Here is a 14,693-nt window from a genome sequence, read left to right as displayed (position 1 = left end):
CTTTGATTAAAATCCTGAAATTATGGAAATTAAAATCAGTTTAGACGAATATGCAGATATTCCTTTCATTAAAAAACTTTTGTCTCAGATAAAAGGAATTAATCATATTGAGATTTCTGAAAATGATAAAACTTATTCGTGGGAAGAGATTGAAAATTCTGAAAATTTTGGAAAGGTTATGGAACAAAGTGAAAATGATTACAAAAACGGAAAATATCAGGAACTTACGGATGATTTTTTTTTAGAAAAAGAAGAAATTATTATTGACCAATTATTAAAAGAAAGTCTGCATCAAGCTAAAGAAGGAAAAGTAAAGGAGCTTACAGATGAGCTATTAAGTCAATATTTCAAAAAATGAAGGTTTTATTGACCGAATTGGCAGAAGAGACGCTCCAAGAAATTACCGATTTTCTTAAACATAAATGGACTCAAAGAGAGTTAGATTCTCTTCTTCAAGATTATTATGCTTTTCTTTCTTCGTTAGATGATAGAATCATAAAACCTCGTGTTTACAAAACTTTTGACAGTAAAATTCATTATGCTTTAATTGGAAAAAAGCAGGTAACTATTTTTTTTGAATTCGAATCTGAGCAGACAATAAAAATACTTCTGTTTTGGGCTAATAAAAAGAATCCTTCATTATTAAAAAATCTCCTTAATAAAGGATAGAGTGAAGTACAGAACTTCACTTTTTTTGTAACTTTCACGCCAAAACATCTACTTATTACTTATGAAATCACTAAAAATCACCATTGAAGAAAATACGGATGTTGAAAAATTGAAAGAACTTTTACTTCAGGTGAAAGGAATTAATGATATTGAAATTATCGACGACGAAAATCCGGAAAGTGAACTGAAAAAAGCGTTTGCAAAAACTAAAGAGCAGTTGAAAAAAGGTGATTACGAAACATTGGTCAACGATATTTTTGATATTCTGATTAAAAAATAATTCAAAAAAAAATAATAATATAGAAAAGGATGAGAAAAGCCATTTTATCTATCGCAATACTGGGAGTTTTATTCTCCGCAAATGTATCTGCACAAACAGAAACTTCGGGAAGAGAAAAAGTCTACAGAGCAACACATACAAAGGTTACAGAGCTTAAACATACCAAACTTAAAGTCAATTTTGATTATCAAAAAGAGCAGATGAATGGTGAAGAATGGTTAACAGCTTCTCCGTATTTTTATCCTTCTAATGAATTGACGCTTGATGCAAAAGGAATGTTGATTCATGAAGTGGCTTTAGATAATAACGGCAAAAAATCTCCTTTAAAATATGATTATAAAAATGATGTTTTAAAGATAAATTTAGATAAAACGTATACAAGAAATCAGGATTATACGGTTTACATCAAATACACTTCCCGTCCGAATGAAGTGAAACAAGAGGGAAGTGCAGCAATCAACGATGCAAAAGGTCTTTATTTCATCAATGCTCAAGGTAAAGAAGCTGATAAACCAACGCAAATCTGGACTCAGGGTGAAACTGAATCTTCTTCAGCTTGGTTTCCAACAATTGATAAACCGAATCAGAAGACCACTCAGGAAATCTTCATGACGGTTCCTGATAAATACGTTACTCTTTCTAACGGAATTTTAAAAGAATCAAAAAAAGAATCCAATGATTTAAGAACCGATCATTGGGTGATGGATAAAAGACATTCTACCTACCTTTTCTTTATGGGAGTTGGTGATTATGCTGTTGTAAAAGACAAATGGAAAAATATTCCTGTAGATTATTATATCGAAAAAGCATACGAACCGTATGCAAAGCAGATTTACGGAAACACACCGGAAATGATCGATTTTTTCTCTAAAAAATTAGGTTACGATTATCCTTGGGCAAAATATGCTCAAATTTCTGGTAGAGATTACGTTTCCGGAGCTATGGAAAATACGACAGCAACACTTCACGGAAGTGATATTCTTCAAAAACCGGGACAGTTAATCGATGAGAACAAATGGGAAGATACCATCGCACATGAATTATTTCACCACTGGTTTGGAGATTTGGTTACCGCAGAAAGCTGGAGTAATCTTACGGTTAATGAATCTTTCGCGAACTATTCAGAATATCTTTGGAACGAGTACAAATACGGAAAAGACCAGGCAGATTATCATCAAATGGAAGATGTGAATCATTATATTCACAATCCTTCAGATTTCAAAAAAGATTTAGTAAGATTTGATTACAGTTCTCGTGAAGATGTTTTCGATTTGGTAACCTATCAGAAAGGAGGCGGAATTCTTCATATGTTGAGAAACTATCTTGGTGATGATGCCTTTTTCGCAGGAGTTACAGATTATCTGAAAACCAATGAATACAAAAATGCTGAAGCACATCAGTTGAGATTATCTTTTGAAAAAGTTTCAGGTAAAGATTTAAACTGGTTCTTCAATCAGTGGTATTTCGGAAGTGGAAACCCCAAATTAAATTACACCTATACTTTTGAGCCTGTAAAAAAACAAGTTACGGTTACTTTGAATCAATCTCAGGATTTACCTTTTGAATTTCCTTTAGCGATTGATGTTTATGATAATGGTAAACCAAAAAGATATAATGTTTGGGCGAATGCGACTGCAAAAAATACATTTACATTCGATTCGTCTAAAAATCCGGATTTAATTAACATCAATGCAGACGGAGTTTTGGTAGCTGATGTTACTGAATCTAAAACTCCGGAACAGAATTTCTTGCAGTTTACCAATTCTAAAGAATTTAAAAGTAAATACATTGCTTTAAATGCAATAAAAGATCAGGTTGGTAAAAACCCTGCTGCAACAAAATTATTGGCAGCAGCGATAAAAGATCCTTTCTTTAGAATCAGAATGAAGGCTTTGGAACTGATGGATCTGAGTAATTCTGAGCAGATGAAAGCTTTGGGAAGCGATGTTGAAAAGCTGGCGTCAAATGATCCTAAAACTTTGGTTCAGGGTGTTGCAATTGCGGCTTTGGCGAAAACGAAAGACAAGAAATATGTTCCGATTTTTGAAAAAGGTGTAAATGCGGTTTCCAATTCTGTAAAAGTAAACTCTTTGGCAGCAATTATTGCAGTTGACCCTTCAAAAGTAAATGGTTTAGCTGATAAAATTGAACTGGATGGTGCTTCTGAAGAAATGCTTACTCAGCTATTGCCTGTCGTGGTTAAAAATAAAGTGACTTCTCAGATGGCAAATATTGCTTCGATCGCAGCATTTTATCCTTTTGTGAAATTCCAGGATCCTGAATTGGGAAAGGTGGCTGAAGAAGGCTATAACTGGATCATGTCTTCAGATAATTTAAAGGCTACAGAAAGTATTACAAAAATTTTAGGTCAGGCAAAAGGACAAATGGGAGATAATCCGCAGGTAAAAATGATGATTACTCAAATGCTGAAAGACGGTTTGAATAAGAAAATGGAACTTCTTAAGCAGAATCCTCAAAAAGCATCAAGCATCAATCCGCAAATTGATGCAATCAATAAAGCGATTGAAAATTTTAAATAGATAAATATCTATATCATAACTAAAGCATCTCTCATGAGGTGCTTTTTTATTGCTATAATTTTGTGTAATCGGCAAAAAAATAGACGATTCTCCAGTATTTTTTATTACATCTTTCATAAATTAGTTTAAAATTTGACGATTATGAGTTTTGGAATTGAGGCAGCAACATATTATGTGCCTTCTTTGTATTTGGAAATTAAAGATTTAGCAGAAAAAAGAGGAATTGAACCTGCAAAACTGGAAAAAGGATTAGGCTTACATAAAATGGGTTTCCCCGATGTACATGAAGATGCTGCTACATTCGCTGCAGAAGCTTTATTAAAATTAATAAAAGACTACAAAATCAATCCCAAAGAAATTTCCCGTATTTATTTAGGAACAGAGAGCGCAATCGATGCCGCTAAACCAACAGCTTCTTATGCAATGCAGATGGTAGAAAAAGTTTTGGAAGCAGAGTTTGGAGAAAGATGTTTCAAAAACTGTGATGTAGTAGATATGACTTTTGCTTGCATTGGCGCGGTTGATGCACTTCACAATTCTTTAGACTTTGTAAGAGTAAATCCTGATAAAAAAGCAGTGGTTATTGCAAGTGATTATGCCAAATATGAGCTGGCTTCTTCCGGTGAATATACTCAAGGTGGAGGTGCAGTTGCTTTATTGGTTTCTGCAAAACCTGATTTAATTGAGATTGAAAATAATTGGGGAGTGGCTACAGAATCTGTTTTTGATTTTTTTAAACCAAGAAGACATTTCAAAAAAGAAGATTTAAAAAATGCTACTGAATCTTTTCCTGACAAAATAGAAATTTTCACAGATGAACCTGTTTTTGACGGGCAATATTCCAACCAATGTTATCAGGATAGGATTAGGGAAGCTTATCAGCATTATGAGGAAGTTTCAGGCAAAACAAAACCTTCAGAAAACTGGAAATATCTTATTTTCCATCTTCCGTATGCATTTCATGGGAAAAGAGTTTTTACAGAAATTTACAGCTTAGAAAATGGACTTCCTTATTCAAATGCTGACGAACAAAAAGCAGTTGCAAAGTCTGAAAATTATATCAAATTTATCAACAATAAAATTGAAAAAACACAACGTGCATCTTCGGAAATAGGAAATATGTACACTGCTTCGATTTTTATGGCTTTACTTTCAGGTTTACAGACTTCTTTTAATGAAAATGAAGAATTAGCTGGTGAAGAAATCGGATTTGTTGGTTACGGAAGCGGTTCAAAATCTAAAGTTTTTGCAGGAAAAGTTTCTGAAAACTGGAAAACTGTGGTTGCAAAATGGGATTTATTTGAAAATCTTAAAAATCGTTTAGCTATTGATTTTGATACTTACGAAAAACTTCATAGAAAACAATTGGAATATTCTGTAAATCCTGATTACAACGGATTTGGTTTAGAATCTGTAGAATTGGAAAATCCCGTGTTGAAAGGAGCGAGGTATTACGGTTATAAAGGATAAATAGAAAAGCATCTCTTTTGAGGTGCTTTGTTTTTAAAATAAACAATATGCGAAATTTAATTTATCTGATTATAATTTTTGCTTTCACTTCATGTGCTGAGAGAAGTAATGATTACGAAATTATAAATACCTTTTTTGATGAACATAAAATAAGTGTGAAAAACCTTTCTTCAGAACCAGTTTATCTAAAAGAAGGACTGGAATATTGGAAAGAAAAGGAGTTCGAAGATTTGAATTTTGAAATTATTAAAAATGAAAAATATAAGATTGATACTTCTTTAGTAAAAAATAAATATACCGATTCGAAATCTATTTTTTGTAAAACAAGAATATCGAAACCATTATTTTCAAAAGATAGAAAAAGCATACTTCTAGCTGTAGATGAAAATTGTGATTCAGATAAAAGTCTAACGATTTATTTACTTAAAAAAGATAAAGGAAAATATGTTTATGAAACAGATATTAATTCAACAAGAAGTTATAGTCATTAAAATTAAATATGAAACATAATTTCATTTTGATAACTCTTAGGCGTCACTCCAACCAATTGTTTAAAAACCCTTGTGAAATAATTGGTATCAGAAAAACCGGTTTGAAAGGCAGTTTCCTTGATGCTGTTATTTAAAGCTAATAGTTCTTTTGCCCTGTTGATGCGTTCCTGAAGAATAAAATCATTGGGCGAAGTTCCCAGTTCATCTTTAAACATTTTAAAGAAATTTGACTTGCTTACGTAAGCCAATTTCGCAATGCTGTCAATAGAAAGTTTTTGATGAATATTTTTCTTGATATAATCTACTACAAACCCGATTCTTGATTTATTTTTAGCAATATTTTTTTCTACCATAGTTCTTGCCTGAGTTTGCATCAGCCTGATTAATAATTCTTTTAAAGCAAAATCTGCCATAATATCTTTCTGTGAATTATCATCCATGGCAATTCTCATAATATTGTTTGTGGCAGAAGCTAAAGACTGATTATTAAAAAGAAAATATTCATCCAACTGTATATTCCATGTTGAGGTTTCATCTACTTTTGGAAGATTATAATTGAGATGATTCAGAGAATTTTCAATAAATTCCGGGTTTAAGCTTAAAGAAATACATTGAGAAGGAGTTTCATCCGCATCGGGAAAATCGATGACCATGGTTTCTCCGGGAGCGACCAAAACGCTTTCTCCGGGATGATAATCAAAATAATTGGTCTTATTTTCCAGCTTCATATGCTTTTTACCGCGAAGCATTGCTGTGAATGCAATGTTGTCAAAATGCAGTTTTACGCCGTAAGCAGATTTGTGGGTTTCGTAAATACTGAATTCACAATTATTTAGATTGAATAATGTCTGGTTTTCAACCAAGTTCAAAAGCTGGCTTTCCTTCTTTAATTCAGGAGTATTTAATAAAAACTTGTTATCATTCATTTCTAAACATTTTTCAAGACCTGTATATTCAAATATAGAAATTAATTGAGGAATTCTTTGTTAATGAAATGATAAAATTAGAATGATGTAGGATTTTAGTATTCTTTTGTAGGATTCTGCTATTCAATTCTCTTATCTGTGTGTAATTTGGCTTTAGATAAAATTAAACTTACTAATATGAGCACAACAACAGAACAACAATCATCTACCAGTTTACAGTGGCCGGAGTTTAAAAATCAATACAATAATTATATTGACGGAAGGTTTACAGCACCGGTTAACGGGCAGTATTTTGATGTGGTTTCGCCGGTAGACGGAAAAGTTTTCACTCAGGCAGCACATTCCTCAAAAGAAGATTTAGAATTAGCAGTAAATGCAGCAGAAAAAGCATTCGAAACATGGAAAAACACTTCATCTACTGAAAGAAGTATCATCCTGAATAAAATTGCCGATAAAATTGAACAGAATTTAGAATACATTGCAACTGTTGAGACGATTGATAACGGTAAAGCGGTAAGAGAAACTTTAGCGGCAGATATTCCTTTGGCAGTTGACCATTTCAGGTATTTTGCATCGGTCATCAGAGCAGAAGAAGGTTCTCACAACGAATTAGATAAAGATACCGTTTCATTGATCGTTCATGAACCTTTAGGGGTTATTGCCCAAATTATTCCTTGGAATTTTCCAATCCTTATGGCGGTTTGGAAATTAGCTCCAGCTTTGGCAGCGGGAAATTGCGTAGTTTTAAAGCCTGCAGAAAGTACACCAGTCTCTATTTTGGTTTTAATGGAATTGATTGGCGATTTGCTTCCGGCGGGAGTCGTAAATATCGTTAATGGTTTCGGTGCAGAATTAGGAAGAGCTTTAGTAACCAATCCAAAAGTAAACAAAGCAGCGTTTACAGGTTCTACAGCAACAGGTCGTTTGGTAATGCAGTATGCAACAGAAAATATCATTCCGGTGACTTTAGAATTGGGAGGGAAATCTCCAAATATATTCTTCAGTTCAGTGATGGATGCAGACGACGCATTTTTAGATAAAGCAATTGAAGGAGCAGTGCTTTTCGCTTTAAATCAGGGTGAGATTTGTACTTGTCCGTCAAGATTATTGGTACAGGAAGATATTGCAGACGCTTTCATTGCAAAAGTTATCGAAAGAGTAAAAGCCATCAAAGTAGGAAATCCTTTAGATAAAACGGTGATGATGGGAGCTCAGGCTTCAAAAATTCAGAAAGACAAGATTCTTTCTTATATCAAATTGGGTAAAGAAGAAGGCGCTGAAGTTTTAGTTGGTGGCGATGTAAATCATGTTGGAGAAGGTTTAGATGAAGGATATTACATTCAGCCGACCATTTTCAAAGGAAACAACAGGATGAGAATCTTCCAGGAAGAAATTTTCGGACCGGTTCTGGCGTTCACCACCTTCAAAGACGAAGAAGAAGGAATCAAAATTGCCAATGACACGATTTACGGATTGGGAGCAGGAGTTTGGACGAGAGATGCGCACCAGTTGTATAATGTGCCGCGTCAGATTCAGGCGGGTAGAGTTTGGGTCAATCAATATCACTCATATCCTGCAGGAGCTCCATTTGGAGGCTACAAACAGTCGGGTATTGGTAGAGAAAACCACAAAATGATGTTAGACCATTACCGTCAAACCAAAAACATGTTGATTTCATACAACAAAAACAAATTAGGATTCTTTTAATTTTTAAATACTAGGGGCGTGCCCGTTTGCCTTGGCTTTGGTCAGGGCAAAACGGTCGGGCTATTCAGGGCTGCACTTGGTTTCGGTACTCCGCTTCGCTCCGCACTCTCGCTTTCAGCGAGACCCTTCCTATCCCTCACGCAAAAGCAGACTTATTTCTCACTTATCTTACCCAAATTAGATGAGCAGGAATTCTTATGAATCTTATGAGCCTTGTCAAGATTCAAAACCTTGACAAGGCTTTTTAATAAAGATAATTGAATAACAAGAATAAAATCAGCCTAATAAAAAGTAAAATAGAAAGAATCTCAGACAAGCAAAAGCTTCATCAGAATCAATTCATTGATTCCATTCTTTGCTCCTTTAAATATGCAGCTTCAAAATAAATCTTTGCGTTAAAAGAACAACGATTAACAAATTAAAATAAATCTAATAAAAAAGTAAAAACTATGATTCCAAAAACAATGAAAGCCGCCGTAGTTCAAGGCTATGGACAACCGTTAAAAATTATGGAAGTTCCGGTAAGAGAACCCGGAAGATATGAAGTATTGGTAAAAGTAATCGCTTGTGGTGTTTGTCACACCGATTTACACGCTGTAGATGGCGATTGGCCTGCAAAACCAAAAATGCCATTAATTCCCGGTCATGAAGGAGTAGGAGTTGTAGTGGCTTGCGGACCGGAATCTCAGGTAAAAGAAGGAGATGCAGTGGGAGTTCCTTGGCTGTATTCAGCTTGTTGATGTTGTGATTACTGCATTACAGGATGGGAAACATTGTGTGAAGCTCAGAAAAATGGCGGGTACAGTGTAGATGGAGGTTTTGCAGAATATGTAATTGCCGATTCAAGATATGTAGGACATTTAAAATCAGATGCTAATTTCTTAGAAATTGCACCAATCCTTTGCGCTGGAGTGACTGTTTATAAAGGCTTAAAAGAAACTGAAACCAAACCTGGAGAATGGGTTGCCATCTCAGGAATTGGTGGTTTAGGACATGTTGCGGTTCAATATGCAAAAGCAATGGGAATGCACGTTGCAGCAATTGATGTAGCAGATGATAAATTAGAATTAGCAAAAAAATTAGGAGCAGACTTAGTGGTCAATGCAAAAAACACAGATCCTGGAGAGTATTTACATAAGGAAGTTGGCGGAATGCATGGCGCATTGATCACTGCTGTTTCGCCTATAGCTTTTAAACAGGGAATTGATGTTCTTAGAAGAAAAGGAACGATTGCTTTGAATGGTCTTCCTCCTGGTTCGTTTGAGCTTCCAATCTTTGAGACTGTTCTTAAAAGAATTACCGTAAGAGGTTCGATTGTAGGAACGAGAAAAGATATGCAGGAAGCATTAGATTTTGCCAACGAAGGCTTAGTAAAAGCAACTGTCACAGCAGCAAAATTAGAAGACATTAATGATGTGTTTGATAAAATGAAGGCCGGAAAAATTGATGGCAGAATTGTCTTAGATATTGCTGGCTCAGCAAATTAGAGTATATTGAATTTTAGTGAAACCTGACAATTTTATGTTGTCAGGTTTTTTTAACTTTAATTAAATTTATAAGATCTTCAATTTATCACGGTTTAATTGACTTAGGAGTCTGAAGCGTGAAGAAAATTATTTCAATGAACGTGAAGAAAATTCTTCTGTTCGAAGCGCGACACAAAATTTTAACCGAAGAACATTATTGACTATCGCGCAAGTTTTAGAATTTTTAGTGAATTGAATTAATTTTTAGCTGAAGGATCCAAGTCTTGATTTTTTGATTCTTTTGGATCAAGCCAAAAGAATATTTAACGAAAAGCGAAAGCTAAATGTATTATAATGACAAAAAAAGAAATTATGGAAACAAAAAAAATATCAAGACTTTCAGTAACAGAAAAAGCCCTTGAGTTGATTTGGGAATTAGAAAAAAAACATGGTGATTTGATGTTTTACCAAGCAGGAGGCTGTTGCGAAGGAATACAGCCACAATGTTTTGAAAAAGGCGGCTACTTCCCAAGAATGAACGATGCCATGATAGGAACCATCAACGGACATGAATTCTGGATCGACCGTGATCTTTTCGAATATTGGAAATATTCTCATTTTACATTAGATATTTTAGAAGGTTTCGGACCGGGCGGATTTTCTCTGGAAACTCCTTTAGGAAAGACTTTTAAAGTTCATTACAGATTGTTCACGCCTGAAGAACTTGGAAATCTTGAAGCGATAAAGAGAAGTGAATAGTTTATGCTATATTATTTTTCTTTTTTTAGAATATATTAACCTTGCTTTGTCGTCTCTCAAAAGTAAAAGAGAAAATTTATCTAAAATCTATGAAATTTAAATAAGCTCCTAAAAATGAAAATTTGAGCTATGTTTAAGTAATAATTTGAGTTCGCTTTTTTTTTAAAATAAAAACTGTGATAAAAACACAATGTTTTTTTTCTCTCAAGTCATTTCCATTATTTTACTCTTTCTTTTTTTTAGCACTTTTAGATTTATTATTTATATATATATATTTTAATAAACTAATTAGAAACAAAGGTTATTAACTTGCTTTTTTTATCGAACTCAAGTTATTTATATATATTTATAACTTAATTTCTTTTTCCTAATTTTGGATTTCTAAAAATAGAATACATAAAATTTAAAAAAATAATGCAAATTCTAAAGTGTTAATTTTTTAAAAAAAACACAAAGAAAAAATAATGATCAATTTTTTAAAAATAGAAATAAATCAGAATAGGATTTTTGGATTGGATATACTGAGAGCCGCAGCTATCCTATTTGTAATGATAACTCATACAAATAATTTTATGCTTCGAAATATCGATTTCTATGCGAAGATGATATATGATGGAGTAGGGATTTTTTTTGTGCTTAGTGGTTTTTTGATTGGTGGAATTTTAATAATGCAATTAGAAACATATAAATGTAATATGAAAAATTTATTACATTTTTGGATGAAGAGATGGTCTAGAACTTTACCAAATTATTTTCTATTTCTATTTTTATTGATTATAATTGAATATATAACTAACCAAAATTTCAACCTAAAAAGCTACTTACCTTATTTTTTCTTTTCTCAGAACCTAACGCATAAACCGTTAGATTTTTATGCCCATTCTTGGAGTTTAAGTATTGAAGAATGGTTTTATATAATAGTACCAATTCTTTTATTTTTTGCTATTAGGGTATTTAATATCCGAATAAAACATGCTTTTATATCTATGATTACTTTAATTATAATTAGTGTTAGTTTTTTAAGATTGCAAAAAGTACAAACTATAAGTGATTATGAATCTTTTCAAAATGTGATATATAGTGTTTTATATAGATTTGATTCGTTAATGTATGGCTTATTAGGTGCTTATATATCCTACTATCATCCTAAATTTTGGAGTGAAAATAAAAAAATAGCCCTTGCTATTGCATTATTCCTATTCGTATTGTATTATGTAATTGATATTAAGGCAAATTTTTTAGTACGGAATTTTGTATTCACAATGACTTCAGTTACAGTTTTATTATTTTTACCATATTTAGGATCACTAAAGAAAAATAGTAATATTCTTTTTAAGCCGATTACATATATCAGCCTTATTTCATATTCTCTTTATTTAGTGAATTCAATTGTTATACATTATATTGAAGAATTTATAAATTGGGATAAAATAATTGAAATTGCGAAAATAAATTATTCTTTAAATATAAAATGGTCATTTGCACTATTATTTAATTTCTTTTTATCATGGCTATTATCATTGGTAATATCAATATTACTTTACAAATATTTTGAAATTCCTACAACCAATTACATTAGGAAAAAAATGGGTTAGGAGTATTTTATTTTGTATTTTCTAAATTTGAATAAACATTTTTATCAATGTCTTACATTGAATAGAATCAGCAAAATCTACGAGATAAAATTAACTAACATTTCTTTAGAATTTTATGCACATTATAAGCTATAATCATTAGTAAGAACTAGTGTGAAATATCTGTTTTAAACAAAATCAAACCTTCACAAACCGATTCACAAACATTGCCGCTACAATATCTCCGACTGCATTTAAAACTGTTGCCAAAGGATCTACCAAAGTTCCGATAATGATCACTGCAGGAATGGCTTCCTGTGGTAAACTGTACACAGAGATCATCAGCATTTCGCCAATATAACCGCCATTCGGAATTCCTCCGGCAACGATGCTTACAAAAACAGTGATCCCTAAAGCCAATAAAAGATTGGAAGGTTCAAAAAAATCTCTCCCAATGATCTGGAACGCCACATATATTTTAATAATCGAAGACATAGACGAACCGTTTTTATGCAATGTCGTTCCAATCGGTATCACCAAATTGGCAATCGAACTTGGAATTCCAATTTTTGATGCGGCTACCAAATTCGTGGGCATGGTGGCAAAGCTACTGCATGTACTCAACGCAGTTAAGGTCGGAAGAATGGCGTTTTTCCAGAAACTTTTTATTCCGTTTTGTCCGTTTGCCATAAATGCATAAAGTGTGAAAAATACAAAGAAGTAAATAATTCCTGCGATGTAATATAATCCAAGCGGTTTAGCATAAAAACCAAAAAGTTGAGGTCCTAATGTAGCAACTTGGTAGGCAAAGTACGCTCCCAAACCGATGGGTGCAATTTTCATAATCATTAAAAGAAGTTCCTTCATTACTTCATAACCTGAAGCAATAAAAATTCTGAAAGGCTTCCCGCTTTCACCTGATTTTCTGGCTGCAAAACCTGTAAGGAAGGCAAAAATAAGAAGAGCCAACATGTTTTTTCGGGAAAACAATTCGGTAAACTCACCCACGGTAAAAAAACTTACAATTCTATCACCCCAGTTTTCTTCTTTGGTGGCTTCTGCAATTAATTCTGTACTTCCTGATATGGATGAAACAGGAAAAAGGTAGACTGCACCAATGGTGAAAACTGCAGCAATCAGTATGAAAAATAAGAATGTAAAAGACATTATTAAAAGAATTTTACCAAACTTAGATTCCTGCTCGAGAGAAGCAATAGAATTGGAAACGGCAAAAAACACGAGCGGAACCACACTTACAAAAAGAAGATTAAGAAAAATATCACCCAAAGGTTTTATATATTCCACGATTTGCGGTGCCACAATACCGATAATGCTTCCTATGGTAATTCCAACAAGTAAAAGCAAAATTCCGGAATAGTTTTTTAAAACTTCTTTCATAGGTGGATGTTTATTGTTTTTAAGCAATATGTAATCGTCTAATTTAATTGCTATTTGAGATTCAAATAAGTAATTACGATTTTATGGCTGATTTTTATCAAAGATAGATTTATTTTTAACAATTTCTAAGAGGTATTTTCGCCTTAATTTTTCTAAATTTGAGTAAACATTCGTTTCTATGGCTTATATAGATTATTATAAAATTTTAGGCGTAGACAAAAGCGCAACGCAGGACGATATTAAAAAAGCGTACCGAAAGCAGGCAAGAAAACTGCATCCAGACCTTAATCCGAACGACAAAGAAGCAGAAAAACAGTTTAAAGAGCTGAATGAAGCTAATGAAGTACTCAGTAATCCTGAGAATCGTGCCAAATACGATAAATACGGTGAAAACTGGAAGCATGGTGAAGAATACGAAAAAGCACAGCAACAGCAAAGACAGCAATATCAAGGCGGAAATTACGGCGGCGGATTTTCTGGTGCTGATTTTGGGGAAGGTGAAGATTTTTCAGATTTTTTCCAAAGTATGTTTGGCGGAGCAGGAGGAGATTTCGGAAGAAGTTCGCGTGGAAGTGCTTCCGGAAAGTTTAAAGGTCAGGATGTTCAGGCTGAATTAAATTTAAACCTAAAAGATGCCGCAACAACTCATCAGCAAACTTTTGATATTAATGGTAAAAAAGTAAGAATTACGATTCCTGCAGGAGTGTATGACGGACAGCAAATAAAATTAAAAGGTCACGGAAATCCGGGTGTTAATGGCGGACCAAGTGGAGATTTGTACATTACTTTTAATATTAATCCGGATCCTAATTTTGAAAGAGTAGGAGATGATTTGAAAACTAAAGTGACGATTGATCTTTACACCGCTGTTTTAGGTGGTGAAGTTACTGTAAACACTTTGGACGGAAGTGTTAATCTTAAAGTAAAATCCGGAACTCAAAACGGAACAATGGTAAGACTAAAAGGAAAAGGCTTTCCGGTCTATAAAAAAGAAGGACAGTTCGGTGATCTGTTTGCAACCTATGATGTAAAATTACCGACCGATCTTACAGACAAGCAGAAAGAACTTTTTGAACAACTTAAAAATTCCTAAGCTATGAGTGAAAGAATATCACGCGAAGAGCTCGTACAGATTTATAATATTGAAATTACTTTTTTTGATGAATTGGTAGATTCCGGCTTGTTGAATATAGAAACAGATAATGAAATTCGGTATCTGATGTACGAAGATCTTCCTACATTTGAGAGATTTGCCAATTGGCATTATGACTTAGAAATTAATCTTCCCGGTTTGGAAGTTATCAACAGTATGCTGCAGAAAATGAAAAATTTAAATCAGATAAACCGTGAATTAATGCAAAAACTTTCGGCGATAAATGAGAAATATGAAGATATTTAATTTAGTTTTGTAAA

General features: G+C 33.2%; 15 protein-coding genes. 13 read left to right on the top strand and 2 right to left on the bottom strand.

Annotated features, from left to right (window positions below; genetic code table 11):
• The first annotated feature begins 22 nt into the window (after nucleotides 1–22).
• The 6 genes from FDY99_RS05370 (at nucleotide 23) to FDY99_RS05345 (ending at nucleotide 5,450) form a co-directional block, all read left to right on the top strand.
• Entirely contained in the window at nucleotides 23–358 is a 336-nt protein-coding gene (locus tag FDY99_RS05370) for a hypothetical protein (protein ID WP_139419771.1), read from the top strand.
• Nucleotides 355–669, top strand: a complete 315-nt coding sequence (locus FDY99_RS05365) for a hypothetical protein (protein WP_139419769.1) — start codon at nucleotides 355–357, stop codon at nucleotides 667–669. Before FDY99_RS05370 ends, FDY99_RS05365 begins: the two co-directional genes overlap by 4 nt.
• Before the next feature lie 61 nt (nucleotides 670–730).
• On the top strand, nucleotides 731–949 hold the full coding sequence (locus tag FDY99_RS05360; protein ID WP_079464113.1) for a hypothetical protein: 219 nt from the start codon (nucleotides 731–733) through the stop codon (nucleotides 947–949).
• A 29-nt stretch (nucleotides 950–978) separates the two neighbouring features.
• Entirely contained in the window at nucleotides 979–3,489 is a 2,511-nt protein-coding gene (locus FDY99_RS05355; protein ID WP_139419767.1) for a M1 family metallopeptidase, read from the top strand.
• Nucleotides 3,490–3,630: 141 nt separating this feature from the next.
• Nucleotides 3,631–4,959, top strand: a complete 1,329-nt coding sequence (locus FDY99_RS05350; protein ID WP_139419765.1) for a hydroxymethylglutaryl-CoA synthase family protein — start codon at nucleotides 3,631–3,633, stop codon at nucleotides 4,957–4,959.
• 47 nt (nucleotides 4,960–5,006) lie between these two features.
• Nucleotides 5,007–5,450 carry a hypothetical protein gene (locus FDY99_RS05345; protein WP_139419762.1) on the top strand — a complete coding sequence of 148 codons (444 nt, stop codon included), beginning with the start codon at nucleotides 5,007–5,009 and terminating at the stop codon, nucleotides 5,448–5,450.
• A 2-nt stretch (nucleotides 5,451–5,452) separates the two neighbouring features.
• On the opposite strand, the gene FDY99_RS05340 is transcribed toward FDY99_RS05345, so the two are convergent.
• Nucleotides 5,453–6,376 (bottom strand): AraC family transcriptional regulator, encoded by a 924-nt coding sequence (locus tag FDY99_RS05340; RefSeq protein WP_139419760.1) that lies wholly within the window; start codon nucleotides 6,374–6,376, stop codon nucleotides 5,453–5,455.
• 177 nt (nucleotides 6,377–6,553) lie between these two features.
• Between FDY99_RS05340 and FDY99_RS05335 the strand changes: the two genes are divergently transcribed.
• The 5 genes from FDY99_RS05335 to FDY99_RS05320 all read left to right on the top strand — a co-directional run bounded on the left by FDY99_RS05335 (nucleotide 6,554) and on the right by FDY99_RS05320 (nucleotide 11,903).
• Complete coding sequence (locus tag FDY99_RS05335) at nucleotides 6,554–8,083, top strand: aldehyde dehydrogenase family protein (RefSeq protein WP_139419758.1); 1,530 nt, start codon at nucleotides 6,554–6,556, stop codon at nucleotides 8,081–8,083.
• Nucleotides 8,084–8,532: 449 nt separating this feature from the next.
• On the top strand, nucleotides 8,533–8,823 hold the full coding sequence (locus FDY99_RS23310; RefSeq protein ID WP_394344538.1) for an alcohol dehydrogenase catalytic domain-containing protein: 291 nt from the start codon (nucleotides 8,533–8,535) through the stop codon (nucleotides 8,821–8,823).
• 33 nt (nucleotides 8,824–8,856) lie between these two features.
• Nucleotides 8,857–9,570 carry a zinc-dependent alcohol dehydrogenase gene (locus tag FDY99_RS23305; protein ID WP_394344537.1) on the top strand — a complete coding sequence of 238 codons (714 nt, stop codon included), beginning with the start codon at nucleotides 8,857–8,859 and terminating at the stop codon, nucleotides 9,568–9,570.
• A 351-nt stretch (nucleotides 9,571–9,921) separates the two neighbouring features.
• Nucleotides 9,922–10,308: a DUF779 domain-containing protein gene (locus FDY99_RS05325; RefSeq protein WP_139419756.1), complete on the top strand. Its 387-nt coding sequence runs from the start codon at nucleotides 9,922–9,924 to the stop codon at nucleotides 10,306–10,308.
• A 464-nt stretch (nucleotides 10,309–10,772) separates the two neighbouring features.
• A complete protein-coding gene (locus FDY99_RS05320) occupies nucleotides 10,773–11,903 on the top strand; it encodes an acyltransferase family protein (RefSeq protein WP_139419754.1) in 1,131 nt (376 codons plus the stop codon).
• Nucleotides 11,904–12,080: 177 nt separating this feature from the next.
• On the opposite strand, the gene FDY99_RS05315 is transcribed toward FDY99_RS05320, so the two are convergent.
• Complete coding sequence (locus tag FDY99_RS05315) at nucleotides 12,081–13,280, bottom strand: dicarboxylate/amino acid:cation symporter (RefSeq protein ID WP_139419752.1); 1,200 nt, start codon at nucleotides 13,278–13,280, stop codon at nucleotides 12,081–12,083.
• A 178-nt stretch (nucleotides 13,281–13,458) separates the two neighbouring features.
• On the opposite strand from FDY99_RS05315, the gene FDY99_RS05310 reads away from it, so the two are divergent.
• On the top strand, nucleotides 13,459–14,373 hold the full coding sequence (locus FDY99_RS05310) for a DnaJ C-terminal domain-containing protein (RefSeq protein WP_139419750.1): 915 nt from the start codon (nucleotides 13,459–13,461) through the stop codon (nucleotides 14,371–14,373).
• A 3-nt stretch (nucleotides 14,374–14,376) separates the two neighbouring features.
• Nucleotides 14,377–14,679, top strand: a complete 303-nt coding sequence (locus tag FDY99_RS05305) for a chaperone modulator CbpM (protein ID WP_139419748.1) — start codon at nucleotides 14,377–14,379, stop codon at nucleotides 14,677–14,679.
• Nucleotides 14,680–14,693: the final 14 nt, after the last annotated feature.

It is taken from the genome of Chryseobacterium mulctrae (assembly GCF_006175945.1).
Classification (GTDB): domain Bacteria; phylum Bacteroidota; class Bacteroidia; order Flavobacteriales; family Weeksellaceae; genus Chryseobacterium; species Chryseobacterium mulctrae.
This window is presented reverse-complemented; position numbering and strand designations above follow the sequence as displayed.

What these genes read in the sequence shown, in the direction of transcription:
- FDY99_RS05340 (WP_139419760.1), bottom strand. Translation starts at nt 6,376, where the DNA reads ATGAATGATAACAAGTTTTTATTAAATACTCCTGAATTAAAGAAGGAA.
- FDY99_RS23310 (WP_394344538.1), top strand. Translation starts at nt 8,533, where the DNA reads ATGATTCCAAAAACAATGAAAGCCGCCGTAGTTCAAGGCTATGGACAA.
- FDY99_RS05370 (WP_139419771.1), top strand. Translation starts at nt 23, where the DNA reads ATGGAAATTAAAATCAGTTTAGACGAATATGCAGATATTCCTTTCATT.
- FDY99_RS05325 (WP_139419756.1), top strand. Translation starts at nt 9,922, where the DNA reads ATGGAAACAAAAAAAATATCAAGACTTTCAGTAACAGAAAAAGCCCTT.
- FDY99_RS05350 (WP_139419765.1), top strand. Translation starts at nt 3,631, where the DNA reads ATGAGTTTTGGAATTGAGGCAGCAACATATTATGTGCCTTCTTTGTAT.
- FDY99_RS05355 (WP_139419767.1), top strand. Translation starts at nt 979, where the DNA reads ATGAGAAAAGCCATTTTATCTATCGCAATACTGGGAGTTTTATTCTCC.
- FDY99_RS05310 (WP_139419750.1), top strand. Translation starts at nt 13,459, where the DNA reads ATGGCTTATATAGATTATTATAAAATTTTAGGCGTAGACAAAAGCGCA.
- FDY99_RS05305 (WP_139419748.1), top strand. Translation starts at nt 14,377, where the DNA reads ATGAGTGAAAGAATATCACGCGAAGAGCTCGTACAGATTTATAATATT.
- FDY99_RS05360 (WP_079464113.1), top strand. Translation starts at nt 731, where the DNA reads ATGAAATCACTAAAAATCACCATTGAAGAAAATACGGATGTTGAAAAA.
- FDY99_RS05315 (WP_139419752.1), bottom strand. Translation starts at nt 13,280, where the DNA reads ATGAAAGAAGTTTTAAAAAACTATTCCGGAATTTTGCTTTTACTTGTT.
- FDY99_RS05320 (WP_139419754.1), top strand. Translation starts at nt 10,773, where the DNA reads ATGATCAATTTTTTAAAAATAGAAATAAATCAGAATAGGATTTTTGGA.
- FDY99_RS05335 (WP_139419758.1), top strand. Translation starts at nt 6,554, where the DNA reads ATGAGCACAACAACAGAACAACAATCATCTACCAGTTTACAGTGGCCG.
- FDY99_RS05365 (WP_139419769.1), top strand. Translation starts at nt 355, where the DNA reads ATGAAGGTTTTATTGACCGAATTGGCAGAAGAGACGCTCCAAGAAATT.
- FDY99_RS05345 (WP_139419762.1), top strand. Translation starts at nt 5,007, where the DNA reads ATGCGAAATTTAATTTATCTGATTATAATTTTTGCTTTCACTTCATGT.